Genomic DNA, 14,482 nt, shown 5'->3' on the forward strand with positions numbered 1-14,482 from the left:
TGAGTTGTGAGTTGTGAGTTGTGAGTTGTGAGTTGTGAGTTGTGAGTTGTGAGTTGTGAGTTGTTTTCGCTCTGCTCAAACTTTTATTCTATAAGAAAATGAAGAGCTATAAAGATTTAGATATTTACAATCTTGCCTTTACCTATGCCATTGAAACGCATAAAGTTTCCCTAAAGTTGCCGAAGTATGAACTCTATGAACAGGGAAGCCAATTACGAAGGTCCTCCAAAAGCATTAAAGATAATATTGTGGAAGGATATGGCCGTAGAATATACAAACAGGATTTCCTGAAATTCCTTACCTATGCTCATGCATCTCTTTTAGAGTGTTTATCACAGTTGGAAATGGTCGATGAATTATATGAGATTGCGGAAATAAAAGAGCTTAAGCAGAAATATGATATTTTAGGCGGAAAAATTTTTTCCTTTATACAGTATGTTGAGAAGAACTGGAGAACATGATCTTTGCTATTTACAACTAATAACGCACAACCGCCAACTGACAACCCACAACTGACAAAAAAATTGCACCTACTAAAATCATACATAAATTTCCTTCGGAAAAGCCAGAACCAGCACGGGCTGCACTCCCCTTTTGTGTATGAACTGGTGACGAAATGTTTTTATGATAAAAAGAATTATCCTGCATATACATTATTAGAAGAATACCGGAAAAGCCTGTTTCAGAATAATAAAAAAATAGAAGTCACCGATTTTGGTGCGGGCAGCAGGGTTTTTAAATCGAATTCCCGCAAAATTTCAGCTATTGCGAAAAACGCCGGAATTACTAAAAAAAAGGCAAAACTCTTATTCCGGCTAGTAAATTATCTTAAATGTAAAAATGCGCTGGAGCTGGGAACTTCCCTGGGCATCGCCACTTCCGCCCTCGCTGCCAACCAAAAAACTAGCGTTACAACAATTGAAGGTTGCCCGGAAACCGCTAAAACCGCACGTCAGCGTTTTGAGAAATTTGGATTTAATAATATCTCTCTGGAAACCGGCAAATTTGAAGAGGTGTTTAAGAAGTGGAGAGTGGAGAGTGGAGAGGGACCAGGGGAAATAGAAAAGAGAATAGAGAATAGAGACAAGAGACGAGAGACAAGAGACAAGAGACAAGAGACGGGAAACAGGAAACAGGAAACAGGAAAAACGACAACTTACGACCTGGTGTTTTTTGATGGCAATCATCAGAAGCAACCCACGCTGGATTATTTCAGGCAAACCCTGCCTTTTGCTCATAATGATTCCGTATTTATTTTTGATGACATTCACTGGTCATCCCAAATGGAAGCAGCCTGGGAAGAAATAAAGAAACATCCGGCAGTCACCGTTTCTATAGATACTTTTTACTGGGGACTTATTTTTTTCAGAAGAGAACAGGCAAAACAACATTTTGTGATCAGGTTGTAGGCTGCAGGCGGTAGGCTTTAGGCTTTAGGCTTAAAAAAAATACTTGAACTATTCACTCTCCACTCTTCACTTTTTCACTTTTTCACTTTTCACTCTCCACTTTCCTCCTTTCTCTTTTTAACTTTTTTACTTTTTTACTTTTCTATAGATGTAACAATTCTTAGTAAATTACGTCCTATAGCAGCAAAGATCAGCATTTATGAGTAAAGTCATTGAAATTAAAGATATCACCCGGGATTTTCCCCTGGGACAGGAAGTGGTAAAGGTGCTTAAAGGTATAGACCTGGAAATTGAACGGGGAGAATATGTTGCTTTTATGGGCCCATCTGGATCGGGTAAATCAACATTGATGAATTTACTGGGCTGCCTGGATACTCCTACTTCCGGAAGTTACATTTTAAATGGAAAAGATGTAAGTAAAATGAGTGATGACGAACTTGCCGAAATAAGGAATAAGGAGATTGGCTTTGTTTTCCAAACTTTTAATCTTTTACCCCGGACAACGGCACTGGACAATGTGGCTTTGCCAATGGTTTACGCCGGCTATTCTAAAACTGAAAGAAACGAACGTGCAAAGGAAGTACTCACCAATGTGGGGTTAGGAGATCGTATGGACCATAAGCCCAACCAGCTGTCGGGTGGGCAGCGCCAAAGGGTTGCTGTTGGCCGGGCCCTGGTGAACAAACCCTCCATTATTTTGGCCGATGAACCTACCGGAAACCTGGATTCCAAGACTTCGGTAGAGATCATGAACCTTTTTGATGAAATTCATGCCGCAGGAAATACAGTGATTTTAGTAACGCACGAGGAAGATATCGCTGAACATGCACACCGTATTATTCGCCTGCGCGATGGCATCGTGGAAAAAGATGAACGCCGGGAAACCGTCAGAAGCTAATTGCCTGATTGAATTGTTTATTTTCCATTGCTGATTTTCCATTGTAAATTGTGCATTGTCAATTATCAATTTCCAATTGTGCATTAACCTTAATTCTTTTATCTTAGAAAAAACATTTCTTCAGGATGTTAGACTTTGACCGGCAAACATGGCTGTACCTCGCGATTATCGCCATTGCTTTTCTTTTCTTCAGGTGGAATTCCCGCCGTGCAAAGCAAAACCGTAACGACAGGAAAAATCGAAATTTCAGAAGAAGGTATGAAGAACGCAAGCGCGAAAATAAAAAAGCGCGGGAGGACCTTGATGAGAAATCTTCAGGAAAATAAGCTTTAAACTTCCCTTCCCTGATATTCTTCGTAAATTTGAATTACAGCAGCAAACACTTCAGCTTCTAAAAAATGCTATTATGAAGATTTATACCAAAACAGGAGATAAAGGTACAACAGCTTTATTTGGTGGAACCCGCGTTCCCAAACATCATATAAGGATAGAAAGTTACGGGACGGTAGATGAACTTAACTCCCATATTGGGCTGCTTAGGGACCAGGAAATAGAGGAAAGCGATAAAAACATCCTGATGCGAATCCAGGACCGGCTTTTTACAATAGGTTCGGTTTTAGCCACAGATCCGGAAAAAGCTGTGCTCAAAAATGGAAAGGAAAGGCTGAATATTCCTAAAATCACCGCACAGGATATCGAGCTCCTGGAGCAGCAAATAGATCAAATGAATGAAGATTTACCGGAAATGACCCATTTTGTGCTTCCGGGAGGTCACCAAAGTGTGTCATTCTGTCACATTGCCCGCTGTGTCTGCAGGCGGGCAGAACGCATGGCAACTGCTTTATACGAAATAGAAGCTTTTGACGAAACTCTTTTAATGTATCTCAACAGGCTTTCCGATTATTTATTTGTACTGGCACGAAAATTGTCAAAATACTTCCGTGCTGAGGAGGTAAAATGGATCCCCCAAAAAGAATAACTTTTCCATACTACTTTTCTTCAAAATAAAATTCTTTCAGGAATTAAAACTGGAATAAGTTCTTAACAGTATTGATTAATTATTAGATTTTTTTCTTGGCTATATCGGTAAAAAAATTATTTTTGCAGAAATTATAAACCGATTTCAACCATGTATTGGACTTTAGAATTAGCATCTTATTTGAGTGATGCGCCCTGGCCTGCCACAAAAGACGAGTTAATTGACTACGCGATTAGAACCGGAGCTCCATTGGAAGTTGTTGAAAATCTACAGGCCATAGAGGACGAGGGAGACTCCTATGATTCTATTGAAGAAATTTGGCCAGATTATCCCACAGATGATGATTATCTCTGGAATGAGGATGAATATTAAAATAAAACATTAAAAAATAAAGCGAAAAAGTCTCCAAAGTGAGGCTTTTTTTTTGCTTACATTTGAACCCTATTAAAACAAAAAACTATTATGAGTTTTTTAGATTCTGTATTAAAGGTATTTGTTGGCGACAAATCCAAAAAAGACGTCAAAGAAATACAACCCATAGTTCAGAAAATCAAGGCCTTTGAAGCCGAATTCGAAGCCCTGAGCCTGGACGAATTAAGAGCTAAAACTTCTTCTTTTAAAGTAAAAATTGCTGAAGCTCTTAAAGAAGTGAATGAAAAGATTGCCAGTTTAGAGAAGGAAGCAGACGAATCTGAAGATATTACCAGAAAAGAGGATATCTATACTGAAATTGATGCTTTAAAAGACAAAGCTTACGAAATCTCTGAAGATGTTCTAAATGAAATCCTTCCCGAAGCCTTTGCCACGGTAAAAGAAACCGCCAAGCGTTTCGTGGCCAATCCTGAACTTAAAGTAACGGCTTCTGCTTTTGACCGCGAAATTTCCGCGGAAAAAGATTACGTAACATTGGAAGGCGACCAAGCCATCTGGAGCAATTCGTGGGATGCCGCCGGTAAACCAGTAACCTGGGATATGGTTCATTACGATGTTCAGCTTATAGGTGGTGTGGCCATGCACCAGGGAAAAATTGCCGAGATGCAGACAGGTGAAGGTAAAACCCTTGTAGCAACCCTCCCTATGTACCTTAATGCCTTAACCGGGAAGGGCGTACATCTTGTAACCGTTAACGATTACCTGGCTAAAAGGGACAGCGCATGGATGGCGCCTATATTTGAATTCCACGGGCTTAGTGTAGATTGTATAGATTACCACAGGCCAAATTCTGCCGCAAGAAGAAAAGCATATAATGCCGATATTACCTACGGAACCAATAACGAGTTTGGTTTTGATTATTTAAGGGATAACATGTCCCACTCTCCAAACGATCTGGTACAGCGCCCGCACAATTACGCCATTGTGGATGAGGTGGATTCGGTCTTGGTAGACGATGCCCGTACTCCATTAATTATTTCAGGGCCAATTCCAAAAGGAGATGTTCACGAATTTGATGAATTAAAGCCTGCGGTTGCCAATATTGTGGAAGTACAGCGCAAGCACCTGGTGAAAGTTCTTGCGGAGGCAAAAAAACTTATTGCTTCCGGGGATACCAAAGAAGGCGGAAAGCAATTGCTGAGAGTGTACCGCGGTTTACCAAAAAATAAAGCGCTTATCAAGTATTTAAGTGAAGAAGGCATCAAGCAGTTACTGCAAAAGACCGAAAATCACTACATGCAGGACAACAACCGTGAAATGCCAAAGGTTGATGAGGAGCTTTATTTCACTATAGACGAAAAAACCAACCAGATAGACCTTACCGATAAGGGTATAGAATTCCTTTCGGCCAACGGTGATCCCGACTTTTTCGTAATGCCTGAAATTGGTATGGAAATCGCCAAGATCGAAAAAGAAGACCTTCCCAAAGAAGAGGAAGCCGAGAAGAAAGAAGAACTTTTCCGTGATTATAGTGTGAAAAGTGAGCGAATCCATACGATGCGCCAGCTTTTAAAAGCCTATACTTTATTTGAAAAAGATACCGAATACGTGGTGATCGAGAATAAAGTTAAGATTGTAGACGAGCAAACCGGTCGTATTATGGAAGGCCGCCGCTACAGTGACGGGCTGCACCAGGCGATTGAGGCCAAGGAAAGCGTGAAAATTGAAGATGCCACCCAAACTTTCGCCACGGTAACCCTTCAGAATTACTTCAGGATGTACCGCAAACTTTCGGGGATGACGGGTACTGCGGTAACAGAAGCGGGCGAATTCTGGGAAATCTATAAACTTGATGTGGTGGAGATTCCTACCAACCGTCCTATCGCCAGAAAAGATAAAGAAGATCTTGTCTATAAAACCAAGCGTGAAAAATATAACGCGGTGATCGATCATGTGACCGATCTTTCCAACGAGGGAAGGCCGGTGCTTATCGGTACCACTTCCGTGGAAATTTCAGAATTGCTTAGCCGAATGCTGAAGCTGAGAAATGTGCCGCACAACGTATTGAACGCGAAATTGCATAAAAAAGAGGCCGATATTGTAGCTGAAGCAGGTAAATCTGGGATTGTGACCATCGCCACCAACATGGCGGGCCGTGGTACCGATATTAAGCTGAGCAAAGAAGTAAAAGAAGCCGGCGGACTGGCAATTGTGGGTACAGAGCGTCATGATTCCAGACGTGTGGACAGGCAGTTGCGCGGGCGTAGTGGCCGGCAGGGAGACCCGGGAAGTTCGCAGTTCTACGTTTCCCTGGAAGACAACCTGATGCGCCTTTTTGGTTCTGAACGTATTGCCAAACTTATGGACAGGATGGGGCTTGAGGAAGGCGAAGTGATTCAGCATTCCATGATCTCCAAATCTATTGAGCGCGCCCAGAAGAAAGTGGAGGAAAATAACTTTGGGATAAGGAAAAGATTGCTGGAATATGATGATGTGATGAACGCCCAGCGCGAAGTGATCTACAAACGTCGTTACCATGCTTTATTTGGGGACCGTTTAAGAGTGGATATCGCCAATATGATTTTTGACACTTCTGAAGTTATTGCCGAAACCAATAAAGCCGCTTCTGACTTCAAGAATTTTGAATTTGAACTCATTCGCTATTTCTCCATGAGCTCTCCTATTTCTGAAGAAGACTTCGGAAAAATGAATGTTCAGAAGATTGCGGGAGAAGTGTATAAATCTGCCTACAAACATTACCAGGAAAAAATGGAGCACAGCGCTTCCAGGGCATTCCCGGTAATTAAGCAGGTTTACGAAGATGAAAGCAATAATTTCGAAAGAATTTCAGTTCCGTTTACCGATGGCACCAAAACCCTTCAGGTAGTCACCAACCTGGAAAAAGCTTATGAAACCGAAGGTAAACAGCTGGTAAAAGACTTTGAAAAGAATATCACCCTCGCCATTATCGATGATGCCTGGAAGACGCACCTGAGGAAAATGGATGAGTTAAAACAGAGCGTTCAGCTTGCGGTTCACGAGCAAAAAGATCCGTTACTAATCTACAAATTTGAAGCCTTTGAACTTTTCAAAACCATGATAGACCAGGTGAACAAAGATGTGATTTCCTTTCTGTTTAAAGGAGAAATTCCTGAAGGAAATACTTCCAGTATTCACGAGGCAAGGCAAAGAAGGCGTGAGAAAGTGGAAACTACAAAAGAAGAAATCCCGAATATAGACGAAAGAGCTGCACAAAGCCGTGCCGCCGGTCAGCGCCAGCAGCCAAAACCACAGGTTACCGAAACCATCGTTAGGGACCATCCAAAAATTGGACGTAACGACAAGGTTACTATAAAAAATGTGATGAGCGGTGAGAACAAAACCGTGAAATACAAACAGGCCATCCCGCTTCTTGACAAGGGAGATTGGGTGCTTGTAAATGAGAAATGAGAAGTTAGACGTTAGACGTTAGACGAAAATATAGATCCCGGAGTCGAATTTCTGCTTCGGGATTTTTTTTCTTTTAGCAAGCGCTCCTCTTTTTTTAAGAAGCGATGACCGTAGGATGGAGTGGTTTTAAAAATTCTGTGCATCAAAATAACAAAAAACTCCCTTCCTTTTAGGTGGGACCGCCTGAATGGCAAAGTCGGGAGAAGACCGTGAAAGGCCGGGGTGATTTAAGTCTGGAGTTTATAGTTCAAGGTCTTTTGTTCTCAAAATTAGCAACTTTCCGCTCCCTCTTTTTTTTCAGGGAGGGGTGGCCGAAGGTCGGGGTGGTTTCTTAGTTTATTTCGGTTCTTTGTTCGGAGTTCTATGCATTACTTAACAACCACCAAAGCGAACAACAATCCCAAAACTTCAAGAAAAGCTCCCCTCATTTTCGAGAAGGGTCCGCCTGAATGACTGCGTCGGAATCTTAAAAACCAGCTGAGTTCAGGCAGCACGTAACTTACAACAGAGACAGAGAACACAGAACAGGCAACAGAAAACACACAACAGAACAGTTTTTCTACTTAATCATACTGCTTTACCAGAAACCTCTTTAAAAACGGGATTTCAAGGAAGAAAAGGGAAATAAAAGCCACGGCATACATCATTGTGCTGGATAAGTTCAGTTTTGGGAAGGAAAGCGCGTTTATAAAACTAAAGTCTATATTTAGAGCCAAATCTGAAGAAATCACATAAAGTCCAATTACAGCAACTATAACTGCTCCTGCTATACCGAACCAGGTTTTTCTGGAAATGAGCGGCTCATATTTTAATACCTTTTGCCTTGCCTCGACAGCTTTCAATACGTTCGCTGAAAAATCTGCCGAAGGTTTTTCCAGTCCGGCATTTTTCATGATTTTTTTAGCTAAAATTTCTTTTCTAGATCGCTTTTCCATTTTCTTCCGGTATTTCTGCCTGCATATACTTTTTTAGCAATGAAAATAATGCTTTTCTGCTACGGTACAGCTTCACTTTAATATTATCTTGAGTTAAACCGGTGATGGCGGCAATTTCTTTAACCGATTGTTCTTCAAAATAAAACAAGGTAATAATTGCCGATTCCTGTTCCGGTAACTTCAAGATACAATTCTGAATGATTTCAGAACGTTCTTCCTGTAACATTATTTCGAGTCCGTTTTCCAGTTTTTCGGTATCATCTTCAGTTATTTCCTCTATTAATTCTGAAGTGGAAAATCGCGAATTTTTCCTAATTCTGTCCAGCGTTTTCCTGTATGCTATTCTGTAAAGCCAGCTGGAAAATTTCGCATCTCCCCTAAAACCTGGAAGTGCTTCAAAAGCTTTTAAAAATACATCCTGAGCAACTTCTTCCGCCTCTTCCCTCACCTTCAGCATCCGGTAAACTATAGTGAAAATATAATCCTGATACCTTTCAACCAATACTCCAAAAGCACGGGTATCGCCATGCATGGCTTTCTCAATGAAATATTGGTCAGGTTGTTGGTTCATTTCACATAAGACGCCAGCTTTTAGGCATTGGTTACAGAAATTCAGAAAAAAGAAGTTAGCTTTTTTTTGTAACCGGACTTAAAAAATCTACGTCCTATGGAAAAACGAACAGTAAATTAACTTTAAAATTTTATCATCATGGGATCTGAAGTAATTGTTTTACCCGTAATTTTTGGCTCTGTTTTCGGCATGTATTATTTATACATTTCTGCCCGTAACCGTGAGCGACTGGCTTTAATTGAAAAAGGGGCCGATGCCACTATTTTTTACAGCAAAAATCGCAGGATTACCCCTGTTTGGAGGGTAGTAATTTTAAATCTGGCCTTGCTTTGTATTGGTATAGGACTGGGTATTTTTTTAGCGAATCTTTTTATCCATAGTTTTAATATGGAGGAAGATGTTGCTTATCCAGCAACCATATTCGTAATGGCAGGAATTGGTTTACTTCTTGGCTTCTACCTTACCAAAAAAATGGATTAAGAAGCTAAGCTGCATTTCTTATAATTTTCAGGTTTTCCTTTTGGCTTAGTTATGAGGCTGAAAGGAAAACTTTTACTTTTAACCTCTGTTTTGCATATACTTTCCTGTTTTAACAGCCATTTAGCAGAGAAAAAATTCTCCTGTTGCTAACTTTAAAGGTATAACCAAAAAAAATTAGTTGAATTATGAAGATTGAAGACAATGCAAAGAAAATTAAACTGGCTGAAGAACAGGGAAACGCACTTAATGCTGCTGCCGACTATATGAAAGGCATGGATAATTATGTTGAAAAGGAGGTAGAAGATTATATTATTTCTGTGGTTTCTGAAGAAGCGGAAGGTACTTACCAGTTTCAGGATGGAGAATTGAAGTGGCACGTACCACCAAAAGAATTTAATACCCATATGGAAATCCTGGTAAGAAACAAGCATGATAAAAGATTTATACCCTGCTTAAAAATTTCAGCAAAAGTCTTTGATGAAAATGATAACCTGGTGGAAGAAAAAGAATTTCCATTTTTCTGGCACCCGTTCCTAAATCACTATGGCGCGAATTTCAAAATCCCAAAAGAAGGAAAATATACTATAGAGGTTAATTTTCCCGCTCCGGAATTCCCGCGGCATGATGAAATTAAAGGGAAAAGGTTCGAAAAAGGCGTAAATGAAAAATTTGGCCCGCTTGCCCTTGAAGCCGGAAGAAAACCTCACGGACCTGAATAAAAATGCCCTAATTTAGCACTATTCCCATATAGCAGAAAATCATGCAGGAAACTAATCTACACGCTAAAGGCAAAGTTTTATTCCTCAATAAAGATTACATCTCCGAATTTGTATACGGCGGTATAGATGGAGCCATTACCACTTTTGCCGTGGTCGCGGGAGCTGAAGGCGCAAGCCTGGGAATTACAGTAGTGATTATTTTAGGAATTGCTAACCTTATTGCCGACGGATTTTCTATGTCTGTCGGCAATTTTTTTTCTACTAAGGCTGAAAGGGATCTGTATGAAAAACATAAGCAGGTAGAATACTGGGAAATCGAAAACCTGAGGGAGAAGGAAATTGACGAAATACGGGAAATTTACGCAGCTAAAGGTTTCCACGGGGAATTACTGGAACAGGTGGTGGAAGTTATTATTGCAGATAAAGAAGTTTGGGTAGACACCATGATGAAAGAAGAACTGGAAATGGTAAAAGATGACAAAACGCCATTTAAAACTGCCGGGGTTACTTTTTTTAGCTTTCTGCTGGTGGGATCGGTGCCACTTCTCTCCTACTTTTTTGCCGGAACCACCGAGGCTAGTGATCAGCAACTTTTTCTTTATTCCTGTATTCTCACCGCCATTGCCCTTGCACTGGTAGGCAACCTTAAAAGTATGGTAACTGAAAGAAATGTGTTCATGGGAATTTTTGAAACCGTAGCCCTGGGAGGATTGGCGGCTATCCTGGCATATTTTGTTGGAGATATCCTGGAAAATTTTCTGTTGTAAACCCGGATGAACTAAAATTTCAGCTTTTTTGGCTAATTTTGCTGTAACCAACCATTCTTAGCATGAAAAAGTTCGCAATCGAAATAAAATGGGGAATCATCTTCTCCTTTGCCGCCCTTCTATGGATGATGTTTGAAAAAAGAATGGGCTGGCATGACGAATTGATAGCGAAGCAGCCTATTTACACCAATCTTTTTGGGCTTGTGGCTATTGCCATTTTTCTTTTTGCCCTTTATGATAAAAGAAAACATTTTTACGGCGGAAGAATGAGCTGGAGCCAGGGCTTTGTTTCAGGAATAGTTCTTACGGTAGTGATCACGCTGCTCACTCCGTTGATGCAATACATTACCAATGCCTGGATTACACCCCATTATTTTGAAAATGTGATTAATTATACGGTAGAAACCGGCCAGATGGAACGTGCCGCCGCTGAAGAATATTTCAACCTGCAGTCTTATATTCTTATGAGCACCTTCAGTGCTTTGGCAATGGGAATAGTTACCGCCGCTATTGTGGCGCTTATTCTTCGGAAAAAGTAAAACCTGCTAAATTTTAAGAAGAAGGTTGGGATCGGGGCAGTTTTGTAAAAACAAATCCAGTTCTTTTTTTGAAGTCACCCCCGGAAAATCCCCAATATTGCCCATTAGGTCTTCCATAACCTGAAAATGAAGGTGTGGCGCATAATCGCCATTTTCTGAAGGTTTTCCCAGTTCTGCTATTTTTTCAGATTGGGCAACTTTCCTTCCTTCTTTTAAACCTTCCAGGGACTTTCGGCTTAAATGGCCGTAAAGCGTATAAAATTTTCTTCCATCCTTTTCGTGCTCCAGAATAATTGTGGGCCCATAATCCCCAAAATTGGCATTATCCCGAAAACTATGAATTTTACCCTCAAGTACGGCAAGCACCTCGGTTCCTTCTGCTGCCCAGATATCCAAGCCAATATGAATATTCCGGTTTAAAAATTCATCTACATTTTTATTGAAAAGCCTGCTTCTTTTGTACAAGTTCCGCACTTCGTTATAACCACCAAAAGCGGCTTTTTTACCGGCGCTTCTAAGGGAATTATTGAGAAAAACCGAGAAAGCTTCAGAAGAAAGCATTTCCAGCTTCATCAATTCAGGATTATTTTCAGAAAGATCTATAGGCACAAAATCTTCATGTTCCAGGTTTTCTCCTACCACGGGAGTATATTCCGTAGTTAGTCCGGCTATAAATTCAGCAAAATTCTCAGGTTTCATTCAGCAATTTTTTCAGCAAAAAAGATCGTCTCAAAAGTACATTTTCGTCTCATGAAACTGTACCTTAAGACGACCTTTTAAGGTAGCTAAAAATAAGTCTTGTGTTTTACTTTACCAAGACATCGCTAAAACTTGCTTTAATGTTTACGCTCGCCGCCCCATCTTTAGATTTATTATACCCGTTCAACAGGACATTGTCGTAGGTTTTAGTAGTTTTTAACTGCATGCCGGAAGGATAATCAATATCACTCTGGGTGCCGTCGTAGCTAAACGTAAAAGCGGTATCGGGCAAAGAAAGTTCAAGATCGCTGTTTTCAAGGCTAATCCTAAGGGTTTTAAAACCAGGGGCCAGCTTCATGATCCCAAGCTCCCCGAAAGAACCGTTTAAAATTCCTGTTTCTCCAATTTCTCCTATCAGCACATTGCTGGAATTGGAATTTAGTTTAATACTTACGGCTTTTTCTATCTCCAGGTCCTGAACGTAACCCGCTGTTAACACACCATAATCCCATTGTTTAATTTTTACAGGGGAATAAGAAACATTCACATCGGTTTTATTACCGGTTAACCTGTTGGCATGAAGGGAACCGTGGGAAACTTTGGCTTTTACATTAGAAGTAGTGCCGCTAAGTTTTAGCTCCCCGTGGCGTACATTTAAATTAAGCTGCGCATTTTTGGGAACACTTATTTTGATGCTCCTGTTGGCCCTGGCGGGAGCGCCGGGCAACATGAATACTTTAGCATCCTTGCCTGCAAATTTAGCTTCCATCTCCTTTCCAAACTGTTCGCCCCATTTTTCCATTTCTTTGCCAAACTGTTCTCCCCATGCTTCCATGTCTTCTCCAAACTCTTCGCCCCAGGCCTCCATTTTAGCACCATATTCTTTTTCCCATTTTTCGGAATTTTTCTCAATCTGCGCCGCCCATTTTTCCATATCCTTTTCAAAATCTTTTCCGAATTTCTCTTCCACCTGGGCTTCCCATTTTTCCATATATTCATCTGGATTGCGCTGGTAGGCTTCATAATCAAAATTCATGTCCCCCACTTTGGCGGTAAAATTCTCCGGCAGGGGATTGGAGGCTATATTCTGGATCATGGGCATAAGGTTCTCCATCATTGGTCCCAGCAACTCCTGTAGGCCTCCCAGGGATTCATTAAGGCTGCTCATATCAATATCCATGTTAACTTCAGGGTTCCAGTTAGCATTGCCCCCAGAAATAATACTCACATCGTTTGATGAACCCGATGCTTCCAGTTTCCAGCTGTTCAACATTTCCTGTACCTGCTTTTTATCTGAGGTTTCAGAATTAAGGTAAGCCTCAACTTTAACTTCATTCCTATCCCATTTTTCGATACTGATGTTGGTGTGTTTGGCATCCACATTTACATTTACTGTACCGCTCGTATTAAAGGATTTTTCCAGTTTTTTCGTCTGTGCCTGCAGCCCCGCGGTTAGCAGGAGCAGCATCAACAGTATATTAAGCCTGTAGGTTTTCATAGTTTTCGTTTTTTGATTCATTGATTTCTTTGATTTTATTTTTCAGTTTAAAGAGCAGTTCCAGCCTAAGCTGCAAATTGGCAACCATGGCTTCCACCGTTTGTTCATTGGGGCCACTTTCATTTAAATCGGCATTAAGGCGTTTATATTCTTTATCCAGCTCGGCAAGTTTTGCCATAAACGCGTCTATTAGCGCCTTGTTATCATCATTAATATTAAGCTTTGCCAATTCCAGGTTTAAACTTGCCATATAATAATTTTCGATTTCCTTATACTGTGGCGAAACATCGCTTAGCTGAAACTGCTTCTCCGGTTGTGTAGTTGTCTTATCTGCATTTTCTTCCATCGGCGTTTCCACGATCCTGTTTTCGTCAGCTCCACTACCAGGCTTCAGGAAAAACATTGCTATTCCAAAAGCCACCACTAACACAGCGGCTATTTTTAAGTAAGGAAACCTGTTAGTTTTTTTCTCCTGCGGTAATGCCTTGTCCAGTTTTGCTTCAAAGCGTCTTTGATGGCCGCTGCGCAGTTTCTCAGATTCGCGGCTTTCATCATTCCTGAACATATCTCTAATATCCTGTGCCATTTTTCATAAGTTTTAATTCTTCCTGCAATTTTTTCTTTCCCCTGTGTACCAAGGTGCGGGAAGCCACCTTTGTGATATCTAGTATTTCTGAAATTTCCTCGTGATCATATCCTTCTATCAGGAATAACATCAGCGGATATTTATACTTTTCCGGCAGTTGCCCTATCACTGCTTTCACCTCCTCTATTCCAATTCCATCTTCAATCTGCCAGTTTTCATCCTCTTCCACCGTGGTCATGGTCCGCTCATTTATGGCGACCAGTTCCATTTTTTTCGCCTTTAATTTGTCCAGGCATTTGTTGATGACAATTCGCTTAAGCCAGGCTCCAAATGTTACTTCCCCGGTGAACTGGTGAAGTTTCTGAAAGGCCTTCACAAAAGCCTCCTGCATGGCGTCCTCTGCTTCAAATGAATCCTGGATAAACCTCAGCGCCACATAATACATACCCTGGCTGTACTTATTGTAAAGCTTCAGTTGGGCCCGGCGGTCGTTTTGCTTGCAAGCTTCTATTAACTGATGTTGTAACAAAATTCTTTTTGGTTTGGTTGCTATTTACTTTAAAGACGATTGCTTTTTAGG

The 14,482-nt window shown here is 40.8% G+C and carries 17 protein-coding genes; 11 read left to right on the forward strand and 6 right to left on the reverse strand.

Annotated features, from left to right (window positions below; all coding sequences use genetic code 11):
- Window positions 1-98 precede the first annotated feature (98 nt).
- From RM553_RS16295 to secA, 7 genes are all read left to right on the forward strand, one after another.
- Window positions 99-461 carry a four helix bundle protein gene (locus RM553_RS16295; RefSeq protein WP_311536018.1) on the forward strand — a complete coding sequence of 121 codons (363 nt, stop codon included), beginning with the start codon at window positions 99-101 and terminating at the stop codon, window positions 459-461.
- Window positions 462-524: 63 nt separating this feature from the next.
- Window positions 525-1,409 (forward strand): O-methyltransferase, encoded by an 885-nt coding sequence (locus RM553_RS16300; protein ID WP_311536019.1) that lies wholly within the window; start codon window positions 525-527, stop codon window positions 1,407-1,409.
- A gap of 199 nt (window positions 1,410-1,608) precedes the next feature.
- A complete protein-coding gene (locus RM553_RS16305) occupies window positions 1,609-2,307 on the forward strand; it encodes an ABC transporter ATP-binding protein (protein WP_311536020.1) in 699 nt (232 codons plus the stop codon).
- 125 nt (window positions 2,308-2,432) lie between these two features.
- Entirely contained in the window at window positions 2,433-2,633 is a 201-nt protein-coding gene (locus tag RM553_RS16310; protein WP_311536021.1) for a hypothetical protein, read from the forward strand.
- 80 nt (window positions 2,634-2,713) lie between these two features.
- A complete protein-coding gene (locus tag RM553_RS16315; protein WP_311536022.1) occupies window positions 2,714-3,286 on the forward strand; it encodes a cob(I)yrinic acid a,c-diamide adenosyltransferase in 573 nt (190 codons plus the stop codon).
- A gap of 150 nt (window positions 3,287-3,436) precedes the next feature.
- Window positions 3,437-3,658 (forward strand): DUF2795 domain-containing protein, encoded by a 222-nt coding sequence (locus tag RM553_RS16320; RefSeq protein WP_013070580.1) that lies wholly within the window; start codon window positions 3,437-3,439, stop codon window positions 3,656-3,658.
- 90 nt (window positions 3,659-3,748) lie between these two features.
- Window positions 3,749-7,108: a preprotein translocase subunit SecA gene (gene secA / locus RM553_RS16325; protein WP_311536023.1), complete on the forward strand. Its 3,360-nt coding sequence runs from the start codon at window positions 3,749-3,751 to the stop codon at window positions 7,106-7,108.
- A 563-nt stretch (window positions 7,109-7,671) separates the two neighbouring features.
- Here the strand turns inward: secA and RM553_RS16330 are convergent.
- Both RM553_RS16330 and RM553_RS16335 read right to left on the reverse strand, forming a co-directional pair.
- On the reverse strand, window positions 7,672-8,043 hold the full coding sequence (locus RM553_RS16330; RefSeq protein WP_311536024.1) for a hypothetical protein: 372 nt from the start codon (window positions 8,041-8,043) through the stop codon (window positions 7,672-7,674).
- Window positions 8,027-8,614, reverse strand: a complete 588-nt coding sequence (locus RM553_RS16335; RefSeq protein WP_311536025.1) for an RNA polymerase sigma factor — start codon at window positions 8,612-8,614, stop codon at window positions 8,027-8,029. The genes RM553_RS16330 and RM553_RS16335 overlap by 17 nt, the downstream gene beginning before the upstream one ends.
- A gap of 138 nt (window positions 8,615-8,752) precedes the next feature.
- On the opposite strand from RM553_RS16335, the gene RM553_RS16340 reads away from it, so the two are divergent.
- The 4 genes from RM553_RS16340 (at window position 8,753) to RM553_RS16355 (ending at window position 11,119) form a co-directional block, all read left to right on the forward strand.
- Window positions 8,753-9,094, forward strand: coding sequence for a DUF6249 domain-containing protein (locus tag RM553_RS16340; RefSeq protein WP_311536026.1), 342 nt, complete (start codon window positions 8,753-8,755; stop codon window positions 9,092-9,094).
- A gap of 185 nt (window positions 9,095-9,279) precedes the next feature.
- Complete coding sequence (locus RM553_RS16345; RefSeq protein WP_311536027.1) at window positions 9,280-9,813, forward strand: iron transporter; 534 nt, start codon at window positions 9,280-9,282, stop codon at window positions 9,811-9,813.
- Between the two features lie 41 nt (window positions 9,814-9,854).
- Window positions 9,855-10,580 carry a VIT1/CCC1 transporter family protein gene (locus RM553_RS16350; protein WP_311536028.1) on the forward strand — a complete coding sequence of 242 codons (726 nt, stop codon included), beginning with the start codon at window positions 9,855-9,857 and terminating at the stop codon, window positions 10,578-10,580.
- Window positions 10,581-10,642: 62 nt separating this feature from the next.
- The gene (locus RM553_RS16355) at window positions 10,643-11,119 is read left to right on the forward strand and encodes a DUF4199 domain-containing protein (RefSeq protein ID WP_311536029.1); all 477 of its coding nucleotides are present in this window, start codon (window positions 10,643-10,645) and stop codon (window positions 11,117-11,119) included.
- A 6-nt stretch (window positions 11,120-11,125) separates the two neighbouring features.
- Here the strand turns inward: RM553_RS16355 and RM553_RS16360 are convergent, their stop codons facing one another.
- The 4 genes from RM553_RS16360 to RM553_RS16375 all read right to left on the reverse strand — a co-directional run bounded on the left by RM553_RS16360 (window position 11,126) and on the right by RM553_RS16375 (window position 14,431).
- The gene (locus RM553_RS16360; protein WP_311536030.1) at window positions 11,126-11,818 is read right to left on the reverse strand and encodes a peptidoglycan DD-metalloendopeptidase family protein; all 693 of its coding nucleotides are present in this window, start codon (window positions 11,816-11,818) and stop codon (window positions 11,126-11,128) included.
- Window positions 11,819-11,924: 106 nt separating this feature from the next.
- Complete coding sequence (locus tag RM553_RS16365) at window positions 11,925-13,316, reverse strand: DUF4097 family beta strand repeat-containing protein (RefSeq protein ID WP_311536031.1); 1,392 nt, start codon at window positions 13,314-13,316, stop codon at window positions 11,925-11,927.
- Window positions 13,297-13,902 (reverse strand): hypothetical protein, encoded by a 606-nt coding sequence (locus RM553_RS16370; protein ID WP_311536032.1) that lies wholly within the window; start codon window positions 13,900-13,902, stop codon window positions 13,297-13,299. The genes RM553_RS16365 and RM553_RS16370 overlap by 20 nt, the downstream gene beginning before the upstream one ends.
- The gene (locus RM553_RS16375; RefSeq protein ID WP_311536033.1) at window positions 13,886-14,431 is read right to left on the reverse strand and encodes an RNA polymerase sigma factor; all 546 of its coding nucleotides are present in this window, start codon (window positions 14,429-14,431) and stop codon (window positions 13,886-13,888) included. The genes RM553_RS16370 and RM553_RS16375 overlap by 17 nt, the downstream gene beginning before the upstream one ends.
- Window positions 14,432-14,482 lie beyond the last annotated feature (51 nt).

Source organism: Autumnicola tepida (assembly GCF_031846485.1).
Taxonomy (GTDB): Bacteria; Bacteroidota; Bacteroidia; order Flavobacteriales; family Flavobacteriaceae; genus Autumnicola; species Autumnicola tepida.

Excerpts from the sequence above, each read along its gene's own strand:
- RM553_RS16295 (WP_311536018.1), top strand. The coding sequence starts at position 99 with ATGAAGAGCTATAAAGATTTAGATATTTACAATCTTGCCTTTACCTAT.
- RM553_RS16305 (WP_311536020.1), top strand. The coding sequence starts at position 1,609 with ATGAGTAAAGTCATTGAAATTAAAGATATCACCCGGGATTTTCCCCTG.
- RM553_RS16310 (WP_311536021.1), top strand. The coding sequence starts at position 2,433 with ATGTTAGACTTTGACCGGCAAACATGGCTGTACCTCGCGATTATCGCC.
- RM553_RS16315 (WP_311536022.1), top strand. The coding sequence starts at position 2,714 with ATGAAGATTTATACCAAAACAGGAGATAAAGGTACAACAGCTTTATTT.
- RM553_RS16320 (WP_013070580.1), top strand. The coding sequence starts at position 3,437 with ATGTATTGGACTTTAGAATTAGCATCTTATTTGAGTGATGCGCCCTGG.
- secA (WP_311536023.1), top strand. The coding sequence starts at position 3,749 with ATGAGTTTTTTAGATTCTGTATTAAAGGTATTTGTTGGCGACAAATCC.
- RM553_RS16330 (WP_311536024.1), bottom strand. The coding sequence starts at position 8,043 with ATGGAAAAGCGATCTAGAAAAGAAATTTTAGCTAAAAAAATCATGAAA.
- RM553_RS16335 (WP_311536025.1), bottom strand. The coding sequence starts at position 8,614 with ATGAACCAACAACCTGACCAATATTTCATTGAGAAAGCCATGCATGGC.
- RM553_RS16340 (WP_311536026.1), top strand. The coding sequence starts at position 8,753 with ATGGGATCTGAAGTAATTGTTTTACCCGTAATTTTTGGCTCTGTTTTC.
- RM553_RS16345 (WP_311536027.1), top strand. The coding sequence starts at position 9,280 with ATGAAGATTGAAGACAATGCAAAGAAAATTAAACTGGCTGAAGAACAG.
- RM553_RS16350 (WP_311536028.1), top strand. The coding sequence starts at position 9,855 with ATGCAGGAAACTAATCTACACGCTAAAGGCAAAGTTTTATTCCTCAAT.
- RM553_RS16355 (WP_311536029.1), top strand. The coding sequence starts at position 10,643 with ATGAAAAAGTTCGCAATCGAAATAAAATGGGGAATCATCTTCTCCTTT.
- RM553_RS16360 (WP_311536030.1), bottom strand. The coding sequence starts at position 11,818 with ATGAAACCTGAGAATTTTGCTGAATTTATAGCCGGACTAACTACGGAA.
- RM553_RS16365 (WP_311536031.1), bottom strand. The coding sequence starts at position 13,316 with ATGAAAACCTACAGGCTTAATATACTGTTGATGCTGCTCCTGCTAACC.
- RM553_RS16370 (WP_311536032.1), bottom strand. The coding sequence starts at position 13,902 with ATGGCACAGGATATTAGAGATATGTTCAGGAATGATGAAAGCCGCGAA.